This is a genomic window from Stutzerimonas stutzeri, from assembly GCF_038561965.1.
Classification (GTDB): domain Bacteria; phylum Pseudomonadota; class Gammaproteobacteria; order Pseudomonadales; family Pseudomonadaceae; genus Stutzerimonas; species Stutzerimonas stutzeri_AA.
In genome coordinates this window covers 2,994,610-3,008,757 of record NZ_CP139348.1, presented here as the reverse complement: position 1 = coordinate 3,008,757, position 14,148 = coordinate 2,994,610, and the positions used below count along the sequence as shown (strand labels likewise).

Sequence of the window (14,148 nt, the reverse complement as noted above, 5' to 3'; positions counted from 1 at the left end):
TTAATGCCTGGAGATTGGCATGACGATCAACGTCGACGACGTAAAGCTGCTCAAGTCTCAACGCCTCACCGACGAAACCGACGGCGGCGGTCGAGCCACCGGCCAGGCCGTGATCGATGGGCAGGAGAACAACCTGTTCCCTGATATCTCTCGCCTTGATCGGACGCTGGGCCGTATCAACCTGCGCAAGGCATTTGCCGGCGTGATGACGCAGAACAATGACCCGTACCTGGGCGCCCATGCCATCGTCACCGAGCGGCCCGGCGACCCGCGTGTGAGCGTGCTGCTGTTCAAAACCAACAGCCAGACAGACACCCGCTCTGCCGCCCGGGCTGCTATCGAAAGCTATGTTGTGCCGGCCCTGGTGGCGCCGTTCGAACTGCTGGGCAACCAGATGGCAGGGCAGCGCGCGATTGCCTGCATTCAGCGTGAAGAGCAGCGCGTGCCTGAGGTGGGCGACGTGTTTCAGTTGGTATCGGGAGCCACCACCCAATACATCCGCTGTGCGGCGATCGAGCAGCGCCTCGAGGAGTTCGTGCACGACTACGGCAACGGCAACTTCACCAACTTCACCCGCCGCCGTATCGATATCATCATCAGCTCGCCGCTGCTGTCGACCTTCCCTGGCGGGCAGGCGACACCGGCCGGCACGACGGCCACCGGCATCGGCGGTGCGGCCAAGTCGCAGGTGCTGAGTACGCAGGTGGCGGATGCGGCTCGCTACTACGGCATCAGCCCGCTAGCGGTGGCCTGTTCCCAGGGCGACCTGTCGCTGCAGACGAAGTCCGTCTATGCGCCTCTGGTACCGAGCGCGGTAAAAGAGGTGCCATTGATTGACCAGCCGGGCGGCTACCGGCGCCGGTACCAGGTCGCGTCGGGACCAGCTCGCGCGGTGACGCTTGAGTTTGTATCGGCCGGCAGCGGCCAGAGCCGCGCATTCTTGGGCACTGGTGCCGCGCCCGGCAGCGTGCAGCTGACGATCGCCGGGGGCGTGTATCAGGACAACAGCCTTGGCGAACTCAAGGTGCAGAGCGGCAGCGCCGGTTTCACCAAGATCGCCATCGACTACGAAACCGGCCAGCTGACCGCCTACCGAGCCACGGTGTATGTCGGCAGCGCGGCGGGCACGTACGTTCCGGCCGCCTCGCTGACAGGGCAGACGGTCACTGGCGAGATCCGCATCACGCTCGGTACCCGAGGCTATGCCTACACGCTCAACCTGGCCGAGGCGAAGCCGCGACCGGGCACGCTCACGGTGAGCTTCATGGCGCTGGGTAAGTGGTACGAGTTGCGCGACGACGGTGCCGGCACGCTGGTGGGTAATGGAACCGGCACGGTCGACTATGCCACCGGCGGTGCATCGCTCAGCCTGGAAGCATTGCCTGATGTTGGGTCGAGCGTCATCTACAGCTACATCGTCGCCATCGCGGACGAGACAACCCAGCACATCGGCATTGTGGTTGGTGCCAAGGCGCAGATCCGTCACCGCCTGCCACATGATGGGGTGCTGCCGGGTTCGTTGGTGGTCACCTACCGATCAGGTGGGATAGACCGGACGTTGACCGACCAGGGCAACGGCACGCTGACGGGGCATGGCGGTGGGGTGGTGGTGTATGCCACCGGCGAGATCAGCATGGAGTTGAGCCAGACGCCTGATAGCGGCAGCGCGATCACCTACAGCTACCAACAGGGCGCCGTGACGACCACGCCGCTGCCGGCCTCGCCCGATGCGGGCGGCATGATCAGCGGGACCATTCCTGGGGCGCCGCTGAAACCGGGCAGTGTTCAGGCGAGCTGGCAGGTAACGCGGCAGGCGCGCGCGCCTGGTGTGGGTGGCGCCTACAGCGACGACACGGTGCTGGCTCGGTCCGCCTCGGATAACGGCAGCGGCGGCTGGATCGATTTCGCCGGAACTATCGACTACCAGACCGGTGCGTACACGCTGAAGGCTGAATCGCCCTACAGCTACACCACCCGCACCTACATACCTGTCTACCACAGCGCCAGTTGAGGACGCTATGAGCCGAGTAATTAGCAATACCGTGACCCTGCAGGAGCAGATGGCGGGTGGGCTGACCGTGCGCGCGCAGTCGGCTAGCATGGTCTACGGCGCGCAGACAGATGCGACGCCCGCGCCTCCAGTCGTGCTGGATCTGCTGCCGACAACGCTTGACCCGATCGTGCCCGGGTCGCTGGTCATTCATTGGGGCGGCCAGTCCTACATCGATCGGGACGGCGTTCTGTTTCGCAACATCAGCTCCGCTACCAACGCGGGAGAGGCAGTCGGCACGGTCGACTACGCGGCGGGGGAGGCCACCTTGCGTAGCTATCCCGCGGGCGTAGCGCCGGCTGTGGATGTCCGGGCGTGCTTGACGACCTCAGGCGGCTTCTCCGTAACAGGTGTCACATTCCGTACGCCCGGTGCGCCGCTGAGGCCGGCGAGCCTGCAGATTACGGCGGTGCGAGCTGACAATGCGCAGATCGCGACCGCCACCGCGGACCTCAACGGCTCGCTAAACGGGCCGGTGATCTACGGCACGGTTGATATCCAGACCGGCATCGCCCGGCTGCGCTTTACCAGCAACCCGGCCGATATCAGCGGTGCGAGCGACGTGCCGGTCATCGCCTCGCTGCTGCGCTACAACGCAGTGCTGCAGTCCAGCCTGCCAATGTCCGCCGACCTGCTGGGGCTCGATCCGGTGCGGCTCCCTGCCGACGGGCGGGTGCCGATCTTCCGCGAGGGCGAGGTGCTGGTTGTGCATCACGCTGCAAGGACTGAGATCGGCACGCCGGTCGCTGGGCAGGTGGTGGGCTTGAGCCGTGACCACCAAGCGGACATCACGGTACGCGACGCAAACGGCGCGAAGCTCAACCCGCAGCAGTACAGCGTCGAACTGAGGCTCGGAAGGGTGACGTTTGCCAATCCTCTGGTGCTGGAAACGGCCGAGGGCGCCCCGCTGCAGCAGCCGCTGACCGTTCACGATCGGGTCGAGCACATGACGGTGTGTACCGATGTGCAGATAACCGGCGTGGTCGGCATCAACAGCCCGATGCCATGGGACTTGCCGGCCGATCAGGCACTGGTCAGCAGTGCGTTGACCTGGGGCGACATGCAGGCGCGGATCTGGAGCTGGTTCACGCAGAAGACCTGGAACACTGGCGCGCCCAATTGGACCGACGTGCGCCAGGGCGACAGCACGACCGCGCAGTTCGACTCGCTCAACTACCCGCCCGTCATCACGAACATGGGCGCAATCAGTGGCAAGTGGGCGCTGGTGTTTACCGGCACTACCGCTTACCAGGTGGTCGAGCAGCAGCTAGGCATCATCGCCAATGGCACAACGGGCGCCGATTGCTCGCCAATCAACCCGGCCACCGGCACGCCGTACTTCACCATCCCGGCCAACGGCTGGGGTAGCGGCTGGGCGGCTGGCAACGCCATCCGCTTCAACACCGAGAGCTGCCTGGGGCCAATGTGGATCGTCCGCACGATCCTGGCGGGGCAGGGCACGGTGGAAGACGACACGTTCAAGTTGCAGGTTAGAGGGGATGCAGACTAATGGCACTTGCTGGTAGTGGAATCGAGAGCGATCCGTGGTTGATCACTACCGCTGGCGAATTTAATGCGGTGATACGCACTGCCAGCGAGTCGGGTTTTTACCGGGTTGCGTCTGACATTGAGGCAACGGCTGGGGGCTATTGGGGGATCAGCACTATCACGACGGTTGTGGGCGCGACGTATGCGCCCAAGGTGATTGATGGTAATGGCTTCACCATCCGATTTGCAGGTTCGCAGGGGACATCAAACGCGTCGTGCTTGTTCGCTGGCATTCACTTCAAGAACTTCAAGATTCACGTTTCGTTGTCAATATTCGGTAGCTATACCAATTACTTCTATTATCGATGTTCACTGACCGACGTAGCGACCTATGTTGATGTGGCGACCACGTTTTCGCCGTCCACGCAGCTGCTCTACTCGGACGCGGCGACTCCATTTCTTATCCCAAGAGATGTAACGCGGGCGCTGGTGTTTAGGGAGAAGAATCCAACATCAGACGTCTTTTACTTCATCAACAGCTTCCTCATCGGTGTGACGGCCAAACAGTGCTACGTCAAGGTCGCTAGTGCTACGAATGTCAACGGAGGGTTCATCAAGCGGACCGAGGCCCTGACCTTGGCGAGTTTGGATGCGCTGACCAGTTCAGCATTCTCGGACAATGGATGGTGGACAAGCGGACTGGAAATGGTGCCTTGGCAGTCGGAGCTTGTTGCGCTGACTCTGCAGACTGTCGCCAGCGGTAGTGCGGTCAGTCGAAGGCTTTGGCTGGAGAATGAACGCCAATTTCGGTATCTGGGTGAAACGGACGCAACAGGTCTTGCTCAGTACGGCGCGAGAATTCGCAAGTGGAGTTCGTTCACCGTGTACGCAAGCGAGGATCTCGCTGCTGATGCGTTGCGCAACGACAAGGCCATTAGCGAAGGGGCGCTTTATCTACCGCCATCGGAAAACGGCTTCGTCTATAAGGCAGCTTCGAGTGGCCGGATCACGAGCCTGACGGGCGTCGTTTTCAACGAACAGCCTGTGACGATAGACGGCATCGTTTTCTCGCCCCGCCCATGTTACACGGCTGTCGCATCAAAACGCCGGTCCGTGCTTATGAATGGTGTCACGCAAACGGTTTTGCTCGACAACTCCGCTGGCGGCGGTGGCCCTGTCGTAACGGGTGACCCCGCCTACCTCGACGGCGTTGTCGAGGAGATCCACCCCATGACGGGCGCGCGGCAAGCGCTGGCGAACTGCGAGGTGGTGGCGTTCGAGCGGCGCGGCAATACCTATGTGGCGATGGGCAACACGTTCTCGGATGGCGTTGGCGGATTTCGGCTGGAGACGGACATCTACGGTGGCGGCGATGTGTTCGCCTTCGCCGCTGATTTCCCCGGCGTGATCTTCCAGTCGGGTGCGTCGCTCAACGTGGGGGACCGCATCCGCCCCGCCCTGGCTAACGGCTATGTCTATGAGGTTGTGCAGCCCGGCAGTGCCGGTGCTAGCGAGCCCGCATGGTGGCCCGACCAGGGCGGCGGAACCGAAGGTGCGATCGGCACTGCGCGCGCTCGGGCGCGCCCGTACTACCAGCCGGTGGGCCATGGCCCGTTGAAAATGACCTTGATCGAGTAGTTAGCCATGGTGAAGTTTCGGCTCGCCGGCCCTTATGCGCCGCCCGCGCCGCCGGTCTTTACGCTGCAGGCTCGCTACGTCGACGTGGTGTACGTCGACCCTCCGCGCCTGCGCCATGACGCTGGCGGTCGATGGTCAGCGGGGCGCCTTACAGACTTCGCTGCTGTTGCGCCGTTTGGTAGTCCTCCCGCTCTCGACCCGGTCGCGTCCCTGAGTCATCAACAGGCAGCGGCCTACGATCGCGCAGCGGTTTCTGGCTGGGCGCGACCTGAAGCGGCGGACCAGCATCTGGCAGGCAACTGGCAGCACGCGGAACCGGTCGAGGCGCAGGCGATGGAGGATGGCTGGCAGGCCACCGTGCAGCGCGACCAGACCAGCCGGCCGGCATGGGCCGTGCCTCAGATCCGCGACTCGAATCGGTTGCGGCTCAACTGGCAGATATCTCTGTTCAAGGATCGCGGGCAGGGCGTGCGGCATCGCGATACGCAGCGATTCAGTGCGCCCTGGCATTACACCGAAGCGTTGCCGCCGTATGTGCCTGGCACGCAGCGGCTGGTGTTCCGCTTTGCGGGAGTTCCGTACTTCCCATCGCGCACGCCTGAGGTGTATTTCGCGCTGGGCGCGGATCTGCGCAGCAGGCCAACCCAGCCCAAGGACCTCGGGGTTGACGTCCGCTACGGCCGCAGCAGCCCCATGGATGTCTTCCGCCAGCTGCGTTGGGGCTGGGGCAAGCCGATGGACCCGATTCCGACTGGCATTAAATACCCCGACTACAACGGCCCGGTGAAGATCATCGAGCCACCGGCCGAGCCGGATGTTCTGGAGACATACATGATCGCCAACAGCGTGAGCCTCGTCGTGCTGCCCGATCGCACGCCGCTCGATGCCACCGGCCTGCAGGTCAGCCGCGATATCGACTCGTTCAGCTGGACGCTAAGCGCCAACCTGTTCGGCGTCACCTCGCTGAACCTGGTGCGGCCAGACAGCAACGGGCCGAAGACGGTTGAACTCTCCATCAATGGCCACGTATGGCTGTTCCTGGTTGAGCGCTACAGCGGGCAGGGCAAGTTCCCGTCTGAGCGCTACAGCATCAATGGCGTCAGCCGCAGCCAGCTGCTGGCCGAACCGTATGCGCCCAAGCGCAGCGCGGTGAATTCGGTGGCCATCAACGCACGACAGGCTGCGGAAGATCAGCTGCTCAACACCGGCTTCACGCTGGAGTGGGACGCGCTCAACCAGTCGCCGCCTGATTGGAGCATTCCGGCTACGGCGCTGAGCTACCAAGACCAGACGCCCATGCAGGTAATCGCCCGCATAGCGGAGGCGGTGGGTGCGGTGGTGCGCCCAGCGTTGGCCGGCGACAGCATCAGCGTTGTGCCGCGTTATCGTGAGGCGGTTTGGTGGTGGGCGTCTGCCATTGCCGATCGCATCATCCCGGCCGAGATCGTTGGCGAGTGGGGCAGCGAATGGACGCCGCAGCCGAGCTGGAACAGCTGCTACGTCTCGGGCACCACGCATGGCGTTGCAGTCGATGTTCGCCGTGCCGGCACTGCGGGCGACAACCCGGCGCCCGACGTGTACGACGAGCTGATCACCGCGACAGACGCGGCCCGGCATCGCGGCATGGCGGAGATTTGCAAAGGTGGCAATCAGGAGATCGTTACTCGCACCTTGCCTCTGTTCCCTGCGGAGCAGGCGCCCGGGCTGATCGAGCCGGCGATGCTCTGCGAAGTGCGAGAGCCCGACGGCAGCGAGTGGCGGGGCTTGTGTCTGGCAACGGACATCAGCGCAGAGGGCACCGGTGCGAGCCGGGTCAAGCAAACCATCAAACTGGAGCGCCACCACTGATGGCCACCGTGAACCCATGGAAGCGCTTCGAAGCGCTGCTGCCAGGCGGCCAACGTGCCGTCGGTACCGTAACGGCGATCAACGAGATCAGCGGCATCAGCACCATCCAGCTGCGCAATGGCACCGAGATCACCGCACGCGGTGTCGACGTGCCCGAGGGCAGCAAAGCATTCGTCATCGACGGCCAGATCACCGGGCCTGCTCCGGATCTGCCGCATTACGATGTGGAGGTGTGATCTGAGCCGCCCGGTTTCTGCGGGAAATCCTGCAAGATGGGACTCGGCCATTCGCAAAAGGACCTGCAATGCGTGCTTCAATTCGACGGGTAGCGGCAGCGGTTATATTCGGCTTGGCCTGCGTTGTAGCGGGCTTTTATTTGGGCTTCGGCAGAGCATATGACCGTATCACCGAGGATCTGCCCGCGCTGATCCTCGCCGCGGGTTGCGTTGACCCTGCCCATGAGCCGGCAGCCTATACCGGCGCGGACATGCCGCTTTGAGCTGTTACCAAGCGAAGCCAATCTCGGCCGCTAATGACGCTGGTCAATGCAAGCTCGAATAGCGAAACAGAACGGTTAAAGCGGTGACATTATAGCGCCACTACCTGCGGCACACCCCCGCCTGCAGCTGTGGTTTCGGAGCCCGCCTTGCGCGGGCTTTTTTTCGCCCTAACCAATGGCCGCTGTGTTGCCTGGTTTGGATAGGCGAGCGGTGTGGAACGGCGGGTAGGGCGCGATTGCAGCCTCAAGCTGCTTCAAACAGATCGTAAGTGCCTCGGTTCGCCTCTCGCTGTCACCATTAGCCAGCAGACTGAGAGCCTCATCCAGTTCCTGTGGTGTTGGCTCGCATAACAGGATGCCGTGGCGAACGCCCATCTCCTGACCCTTGAACAGAAGCTGCAACGGCTCCCGCTCCGTTATCGTCGCGCCGGCGTTCAGCAACGCCTCAACGTGTTTTCGTAGCGAGGGGTATTTGCGGCGTTCGTTCCCGTTGTAACTCATGCGTGGCTCCTTCTACGGCACCCTCCAATGGTGACACATTTCACATTGTTGTGACATTATTAGGCCACTATCTGCATGGCTCCTTCCGTGCGGATGTGGTTTCCCTGCCCGCCTAGAGCGGGCTTTTTTTTGCCTGGAGAAACCATGCGCCCGCTGACCGAGCAGCAGCTGCTGCAGATCCTCCCCAACGCCCGCCCTGTCGCGGGCGTTTTTGTTCCTGCACTTAACCGGGCAATGGCGCGGTTCCGCATCGATAGCCCGGTACGCCGGGCAGCGTTCCTTGCCCAGATAGGGCACGAATCCGGGCAGCTGCGCCGGCTCGTCGAGAACCTCAACTACAGCGCTGCCGGCTTGGCTGCGACCTGGCCTGGACGCTTCCGCGCGGCCAATGGCCAGCCGAACGCGCTGGCCATGTCCCTTGAGCGGCAACCCGAGCGGATTGCCAACCTCGTCTATGCCGGTCGCATGGGCAACGGTTCAGTTGAGAGTGGAGACGGGTGGCGATACCGGGGTCGTGGGCTGATCCAGCTCACCGGCTGCGACAACTACCGTGCCTGCGGAGTCGCCATCGGGGCTGACCTGGTGGCCGAGCCCGTGCTGCTCGAGCAACCCGAGTGGGCGGCCATGTCAGCGGCCTGGTTCTGGTCACGCAACGGGCTGAACGAACTGGCAGACGTCGGCCGGTTTGAGGACATCACTCGGCGCATCAATGGCGGTACTCACGGTCAGCCTCAGAGGCTTGCGCTTTGGCGGGTAGGGCAGGAGGTGTTGGCATGATCGGCACGCTGATGGAGCGCAGCACGATATATGGGGTGCTAGCTGCGATGTGCTTCGCGGCCGGCTGGAAGGTGAACGGCTGGCGGTTGGGCGAGGGCATCGCTCAGCAGCAGGTGGATACGGTCAGGGTTGTTCGAGTAATCGAGCTGAAACAGCAGGCGGTTGCAGATGAAGAGGGAAAGAAAGGCCATGACGAACTTGAAGATCTGCGGCGCGCTGCTGATCGCGCTGGGGCTACTGCTGCAGGGCTGCGGGTCGAAGCCGGCCGCCTCGCCACTCAGCTCGCTACCTGCAATGCCGGAACTGCCGGCGAGCGCCAGGCAAGGGCAGACGCCGCCACAGTGTTTGCCGACGTGCTTGGAGAGCTGGAATCAGAAGGCCGAGCAATGGCAGAAGCGGCTAGCCGCGCCCGCAGCGCAGGGCTTACCTGCGAGCGGATTTATGATGCAGTGAGGCGAGGCGCTAGCTTATGGGATACGGATTAGCGACTGTATCTCTATGGTTATCGGCCCATCTACAGTCGATGCTGCTTTTGTTTAGCGCGCCGCGAAAACATGTTCAGTACTTCGACTCCGGCAGAAAACGCCATCGCGGCATAAACGTAACCCTTGGGCACGTGAGCACCAAACCCCTCCGCAATAAGGGTCATTCCGATCATCAATAGAAAACCCAGCGCGAGCATTACGACGGTAGGGTTCTGGTTGATGAAGTCGGCTAGCGGATTAGCAGCCACCAGCATAACGGTAACTGCAACGATGACGGCTATGACCATGATTTCGATGTGACTTGTCATGCCGACGGCCGTGATGATGCTGTCGACGGAAAACACGAGATCTAGCAACAGGATTTGCCCAATCGCTGCGCTGAAGCCAAGTGTGGCGCCACGCTCAATGGGCTTTCCCTCAAACATGTCTCCGCCAGACGTAGGGTCCATGCTGTGGTGAATCTCTTTCGTCGCTTTCCATAGCAGGAAAAGGCCGCCTGCGATAAGAATCATGTCCTTCCAAGAAAATGCATTGCCGAAAACCTCAATAACCGGTTCGGTGAGCTGCACAATCCAAGCTACGGTGCCTAGCAGGCCTAACCGCAATACTAGCGCCAGACCGATACCGATGCGCCTGGCGCGCTCGCGCTGGCTTACGGGGAGCTTATTGGTAAGGATGGATATGAAGATCAGGTTATCGATGCCTAACACTACTTCCATGGCGATCAGGGTCGCCAACGCAACCCAAGTCGTGGGCTCAAGAAAAAGTTGAATCGACGATTCCATTTTAGCTCTCAGGGTTTGATGGCAGACGCCGCGCGGTAGGGGCCGCGCTTGGAACAGCATATATCGTAGAAGGTTGCCGCGCAGCGCAGTTTCACAAGCTCATTGCTGGCACTTCGGCTGGCTGAGTTGGAGCGCCGCTGTTGGTGCGTCGTTGCATCTCGGCCCGATTTGATCAGATTTCAATGGTCTAGGGTGATCAGTCCGGGGAAGTGTTTCGACCGATAGGGGCGAGAAGTCCCGGCCCCTCATTCCGCACATTCCCCACCGCGCGATCCACCGCAAACCATTCGAACGCCTCAACCGGCAGTGCCAGGTCGCGCACGATTTCCTCGGCACGCTCCAGCGCCAGATCCGGCTCGATCCACTCGCGCGCCAGGTCTGCCTCGAGCACGACCGGGCGGCGATCGTGGATATCTACCATGCCCTGGTCGCTGTCAGCGGTGATGATCACGAACCCGTCACCGTCGCGATCGGTCATGCCGCTACGGTCCATCTGTGCCAGTGCGGCGAACCATAGTGGCTCGCCGTCCTTGCGGCGGATGTAGTAGGGCTGCTTCTTTTTCGGGTCCGCTGGGTCCTTTACCCATTCATACCAGCCATCGGCGGCTACCAGCGTGCGGCCGGTCGCCCAGATGTCGCGGAAAAAGCGGCTGGTCGCTGCTGTCTCGACGCGGGCGTTGATTGCGGGTGGGCGTTTGCCGACAGCCCAGAAGGGTTGATACCCCCACGGCAGCTTGGCCATGCGCAGGCCGGCATCCGTCTCGTGGAAAATCATCACCCGCGAGCGCGGCGCGACGTTGTAGCGGTTGATCGGCTCCGGGTCGATGCCGCCTTCGATGGGCTTGTCGTAGCGCAGCGCATCGAGGTACTCGACTGCCGTTCGGTACTGCGTGAAACGCCCGCACATATCCCCTCCAGCCTGCTATCGGATGGCTGCCTCTCTACATTGACCGCGCGCTGCGCCCGTTGTTTACTGTATCTATATACAGTAATCGCAGAGCAGTACCATGCGCGCCACCGTCCTGGGTCAGATCGGCCCGTCTCCCACGTTCTTGCAGTACATCGATACCCGCGTGCCTGCGGGTTTCCCCTCGCCAGCGGCTGACTATGAGGAGGTCACGCTATCCATCGATGAGCTGATCGACCTTCGCACGCCGCATGTTTATCTGGTGCGGGTCGAGGGTTCGAGCATGATCGGCGCCGGGATTTATGACGGCGATGTGCTGGTGGTCAACAGGGCGCTGGAGGCGCGCTCCGGTCACATCATTGTCGCCTACGTGGACGGCGGCATGACCGTAAAGCGGCTGCAGGAAACGCCGGCCGGTATCTGGCTCCAGCCTGAAAACCCGGAATGCCACGCCATTCCGGTTACCGAGTCCCTGCATGTATGGGGCGTGGCCACGCACAACCTGCATCACCTATGTTCGCGCTGATCGATTGCAACTCGTTCTACTGCTCATGCGAGCGCGTCTACCGACCCTGGCTCGACAGCGTGCCGGTGGTGGTGCTGAGCAATAACGACGGTTGCGTGATCGCCCGTACCCGCGAGGCCAAGCGCCTCGGCATTCCCATGGGTGCGCCGTATTTCCAGTGGCGGGACCAGATGCGCGAGTGGGGCGTGGTGTGTTTCTCCAGCAACTACGAACTCTACGGGCAAATGAGCGCCCGGGTGATGACGACATTGGAGGGGATGTTTCCGCGAATCGAGGTGTACAGCATCGACGAGGCGTTCGCCGACCTGACAGGGGTGACGGGCGCCCACGTGCTGCTGGGGCACGAGGCGCGCGAGCGCGTGCTGCGCTGGACGGGCATACCGGTGGGCGTTGGGATAGGGCCGACGAAGACGCTGGCGAAGTTGGCCAACTGGGCCGCCAAAACCTGGCGCAAATCCGGCGGCGTGATCGACTTGAGCGACCCGGACCGGCGCGACCGGCTGTTGCGGATGACCGAGGTGAGCGAGGTATGGGGCGTCGGCCGGCGGCTTACCGTACGCCTGCGCCCGCTGGGCATCCAAACGGCCTGGGACCTTGCGCAGTACGATTCGGCATCGCTGCGCCGGCAATTCAGCGTGGTGCTGGAAAAAACCGCCCGTGAGCTGCGCGGGATCTCGTGCCTCGAGCTGGAGGAGGCGGTACCGCCCCGGCAGATGATCTGCTCATCCAAAATGTTCGGCAGCCGCCTGCGGGACATTGCGCCTATCCGCGAAGCGGTGGTTGCCTACGTGACCAAGGCCGCCGAAAAGCTCCGATCGCAACAGAGCCTGGCCGGCGCGCTGCAGGTCGCCATGCGCACCGGCATGCACAACCCCAACCAACCGCGCTACGCCAATGCCATCAGCTGCCCGCTGCCATACCCGACTGACGATACTCGCGTGCTGGCCGCTGCGGCGGTGCGCGGGTTGGAGGCGATCTTTCGGCCAGGCTACGCCTACAGCAAGGCGGAGATATTGCTGATGGATCTACGGCAGCGAGGCGAATTCACCGGCGACCTGTTCGCCGGGGCGCCGCGACCTGGTGCCGATCGGCTGATGGCTGTGGTCGATCAAATCAACGCGCGCGAGGGCAGGGGAACCGTCCGTCTTGGGCGCATCCCGGCCATAGCGGAATGGTCGATGAAGCGGGAAATGATGAGCCAGCGGTATACGACGCGGTGGGATGAGTTGATGGTGGTGCGGTAACAAGCCAGCCGTGACCACCGGTAAAGATGATCAGAAGGGGTAGTCGGCCTTAAGGCTAGGATAGTGTTCGACTATCCAGTTGATTACCTTACTTCTGCCTTGGACCGAACCCGGCAAATGCTCGTTGATCATCCACTCACAAATAAGGCGGGTGCGCTTGGCAAGATCGCCGCCTCCTTTTGCGGTGAGGGAGTTGAGCAGGTGTATGACTTCATAGCCCTCTGCACGACTGAACCGTTGAGCGTCAACCTTGGTTAGGTTCGGATTGTCGCCAGGTACAGCTGACCAGCTGTATTCGAAGTTGAGATCGGCGCGGGTGAGAGCGGGCATGTCTATATCCTTATAAAGCAAAAGGCTATCGTAGTGGCTTTATGACCTTATCGGCAATCGTCAGCGAAGTATAGAGATCGTTTCCTAGGGGCAACCCAGGCTCACGAACCCGACTGTTGGCGTTTTGCTCATCGACTAGAACCTCGAAAACCGCGCATGAAAAAGGCGCGCGAGTATATAGAGCTGAGCATTTTTTAGCCAGACTGGAAGCGTCAGCGCTCGACCGTTCAGCAGTTCGCCGCTCCATTGCCTTCGGCCGGGAGCGAGGCAGCGTAGCGGTCTGGCTGGCTTAACTTCGCAGCCATAGGCCGCATGCGGTGGTCGTGCTGCAAGCGTATTGCGTGAGCTATCAAAAGGCTATCATCGTCGCCTTTATTCAACTGAGAAAGGGACTTCATGAAACCGTTGCTATCGAAATGCCTAGCGATGATGGCTGCCATGACCTTGTGCACAAGCGCTTGGGCCGATGACGCACTGTTCAAGGAGCATGTGTATGGCGCGCCGTTCAGCAAATACAGCAATCAGGCCGGCTATTACGATTGTTCTGCAGAAATTGGTACTGCCGCACTGTGCATGGATGACGTCAAGTTCGTGGGGCACTCTTTTACCGCCGCCTTACTGTTCTCCGGCGAGAAGCTTTACATGGTCAGTCTGTTGTCAGATTTTGAGCAGCAGGCCTATGTACAGGCGGTCGCTGCGCTGGCTAAGACCTTTGCGCTTGTCTCACTGGCTGATGCCAGTTCGCAGCTTGATCTTCTTGATCTGGACCGCCGTAGCAGCCGGCAGGATTTCGCAGCGAAGCTGTCCAGTTATGAAAGCGTGGCGGCTAACGCGGGGAACCTCACCTACACCTTCATCGAAGGTCTGGATCGTGCCAAGAAGCATCCTAATGTCACGGCAGCAGTAGCCGCCGCCAGGGACAATACGCGTGTCGCTGAGCTGGTGATAATGGATGACGGCGCTGACTCGATACTTGCCGTCCGCTTTTCGTTTCCCAAGCTGGAGGCAAGAAAGCTCAAGGACGCGCTCGCCAGTCCCGTAGAGGATTTCTAGCCAATACAGGCGGGCGT

The 14,148-nt window shown here is 61.8% G+C and carries 14 protein-coding genes; 10 read left to right on the top strand and 4 right to left on the bottom strand.

The window, feature by feature from the left end; translation table 11 throughout:
• Nucleotides 1–19: 19 nt before the first annotated feature.
• Genes SM130_RS13540 through SM130_RS13520 form a run of 5 tightly spaced genes read left to right on the top strand, consistent with a single transcriptional unit; the run spans nt 20 to nt 7,260 of the window.
• Nucleotides 20–2,011, top strand: coding sequence for a hypothetical protein (locus SM130_RS13540; protein ID WP_181019268.1), 1,992 nt, complete (start codon nt 20–22; stop codon nt 2,009–2,011).
• Between the two features lie 31 nt (nt 2,012–2,042).
• Nucleotides 2,043–3,560 carry a hypothetical protein gene (locus SM130_RS13535; protein ID WP_181019269.1) on the top strand — a complete coding sequence of 506 codons (1,518 nt, stop codon included), beginning with the start codon at nt 2,043–2,045 and terminating at the stop codon, nt 3,558–3,560.
• Complete coding sequence (locus SM130_RS13530) at nt 3,560–5,176, top strand: hypothetical protein (protein ID WP_102825531.1); 1,617 nt, start codon at nt 3,560–3,562, stop codon at nt 5,174–5,176. The genes SM130_RS13535 and SM130_RS13530 overlap by 1 nt, the downstream gene beginning before the upstream one ends.
• 6 nt (nt 5,177–5,182) lie before the next feature.
• On the top strand, nt 5,183–7,024 hold the full coding sequence (locus SM130_RS13525; protein ID WP_102825532.1) for a hypothetical protein: 1,842 nt from the start codon (nt 5,183–5,185) through the stop codon (nt 7,022–7,024).
• Nucleotides 7,024–7,260, top strand: a complete 237-nt coding sequence (locus SM130_RS13520) for a hypothetical protein (RefSeq protein ID WP_102825533.1) — start codon at nt 7,024–7,026, stop codon at nt 7,258–7,260. The genes SM130_RS13525 and SM130_RS13520 overlap by 1 nt, the downstream gene beginning before the upstream one ends.
• 431 nt (nt 7,261–7,691) lie before the next feature.
• Here SM130_RS13520 and SM130_RS13515 read toward each other — a convergent pair whose 3' ends face one another.
• Complete coding sequence (locus SM130_RS13515) at nt 7,692–8,024, bottom strand: hypothetical protein (RefSeq protein ID WP_102825535.1); 333 nt, start codon at nt 8,022–8,024, stop codon at nt 7,692–7,694.
• 144 nt (nt 8,025–8,168) lie between these two features.
• Between SM130_RS13515 and SM130_RS13510 the strand changes: the two genes are divergently transcribed.
• Together SM130_RS13510 and SM130_RS13505 are read left to right on the top strand one after the other, a co-directional pair.
• Nucleotides 8,169–8,801 carry a glycoside hydrolase family 19 protein gene (locus tag SM130_RS13510; protein WP_102825536.1) on the top strand — a complete coding sequence of 211 codons (633 nt, stop codon included), beginning with the start codon at nt 8,169–8,171 and terminating at the stop codon, nt 8,799–8,801.
• On the top strand, nt 8,798–9,286 hold the full coding sequence (locus tag SM130_RS13505) for a DUF2514 family protein (protein WP_102825537.1): 489 nt from the start codon (nt 8,798–8,800) through the stop codon (nt 9,284–9,286). The genes SM130_RS13510 and SM130_RS13505 overlap by 4 nt, the downstream gene beginning before the upstream one ends.
• Nucleotides 9,287–9,315: 29 nt before the next feature.
• Here SM130_RS13505 and SM130_RS13500 read toward each other — a convergent pair whose 3' ends face one another.
• Nucleotides 9,316–10,071, bottom strand: a complete 756-nt coding sequence (locus SM130_RS13500; RefSeq protein WP_102825538.1) for a TerC family protein — start codon at nt 10,069–10,071, stop codon at nt 9,316–9,318.
• 196 nt (nt 10,072–10,267) lie between these two features.
• Entirely contained in the window at nt 10,268–10,978 is a 711-nt protein-coding gene (locus tag SM130_RS13495) for an SOS response-associated peptidase family protein (RefSeq protein WP_102825539.1), read from the bottom strand.
• A 100-nt stretch (nt 10,979–11,078) separates the two neighbouring features.
• Here SM130_RS13495 and SM130_RS13490 point away from each other — a divergent pair, with 100 nt between their 5' ends.
• Nucleotides 11,079–11,504 carry a LexA family protein gene (locus SM130_RS13490; protein ID WP_102825540.1) on the top strand — a complete coding sequence of 142 codons (426 nt, stop codon included), beginning with the start codon at nt 11,079–11,081 and terminating at the stop codon, nt 11,502–11,504.
• Nucleotides 11,492–12,748, top strand: coding sequence for a translesion error-prone DNA polymerase V subunit UmuC (gene umuC, locus SM130_RS13485; protein WP_102825541.1), 1,257 nt, complete (start codon nt 11,492–11,494; stop codon nt 12,746–12,748). The genes SM130_RS13490 and umuC overlap by 13 nt, the downstream gene beginning before the upstream one ends.
• A 30-nt stretch (nt 12,749–12,778) precedes the next feature.
• Here the strand turns inward: umuC and SM130_RS13480 are convergent, their stop codons facing one another.
• Nucleotides 12,779–13,078: a hypothetical protein gene (locus SM130_RS13480; RefSeq protein ID WP_102825542.1), complete on the bottom strand. Its 300-nt coding sequence runs from the start codon at nt 13,076–13,078 to the stop codon at nt 12,779–12,781.
• 396 nt (nt 13,079–13,474) lie between these two features.
• On the opposite strand from SM130_RS13480, the gene SM130_RS13475 reads away from it, so the two are divergent.
• Nucleotides 13,475–14,131 carry a hypothetical protein gene (locus tag SM130_RS13475; protein WP_102825543.1) on the top strand — a complete coding sequence of 219 codons (657 nt, stop codon included), beginning with the start codon at nt 13,475–13,477 and terminating at the stop codon, nt 14,129–14,131.
• The last annotated feature ends 17 nt before the right edge of the window (nt 14,132–14,148 follow it).

Coding starts and splice junctions, on each gene's coding strand:
- SM130_RS13525 (WP_102825532.1), top strand. CDS start 5,183: ATGGTGAAGTTTCGGCTCGCCGGCCCTTATGCGCCGCCCGCGCCGCCG.
- SM130_RS13515 (WP_102825535.1), bottom strand. CDS start 8,024: ATGAGTTACAACGGGAACGAACGCCGCAAATACCCCTCGCTACGAAAA.
- umuC (WP_102825541.1), top strand. CDS start 11,492: ATGTTCGCGCTGATCGATTGCAACTCGTTCTACTGCTCATGCGAGCGC.
- SM130_RS13540 (WP_181019268.1), top strand. CDS start 20: ATGACGATCAACGTCGACGACGTAAAGCTGCTCAAGTCTCAACGCCTC.
- SM130_RS13510 (WP_102825536.1), top strand. CDS start 8,169: ATGCGCCCGCTGACCGAGCAGCAGCTGCTGCAGATCCTCCCCAACGCC.
- SM130_RS13475 (WP_102825543.1), top strand. CDS start 13,475: ATGAAACCGTTGCTATCGAAATGCCTAGCGATGATGGCTGCCATGACC.
- SM130_RS13495 (WP_102825539.1), bottom strand. CDS start 10,978: ATGTGCGGGCGTTTCACGCAGTACCGAACGGCAGTCGAGTACCTCGAT.
- SM130_RS13490 (WP_102825540.1), top strand. CDS start 11,079: ATGCGCGCCACCGTCCTGGGTCAGATCGGCCCGTCTCCCACGTTCTTG.
- SM130_RS13480 (WP_102825542.1), bottom strand. CDS start 13,078: ATGCCCGCTCTCACCCGCGCCGATCTCAACTTCGAATACAGCTGGTCA.
- SM130_RS13530 (WP_102825531.1), top strand. CDS start 3,560: ATGGCACTTGCTGGTAGTGGAATCGAGAGCGATCCGTGGTTGATCACT.
- SM130_RS13505 (WP_102825537.1), top strand. CDS start 8,798: ATGATCGGCACGCTGATGGAGCGCAGCACGATATATGGGGTGCTAGCT.
- SM130_RS13500 (WP_102825538.1), bottom strand. CDS start 10,071: ATGGAATCGTCGATTCAACTTTTTCTTGAGCCCACGACTTGGGTTGCG.
- SM130_RS13520 (WP_102825533.1), top strand. CDS start 7,024: ATGGCCACCGTGAACCCATGGAAGCGCTTCGAAGCGCTGCTGCCAGGC.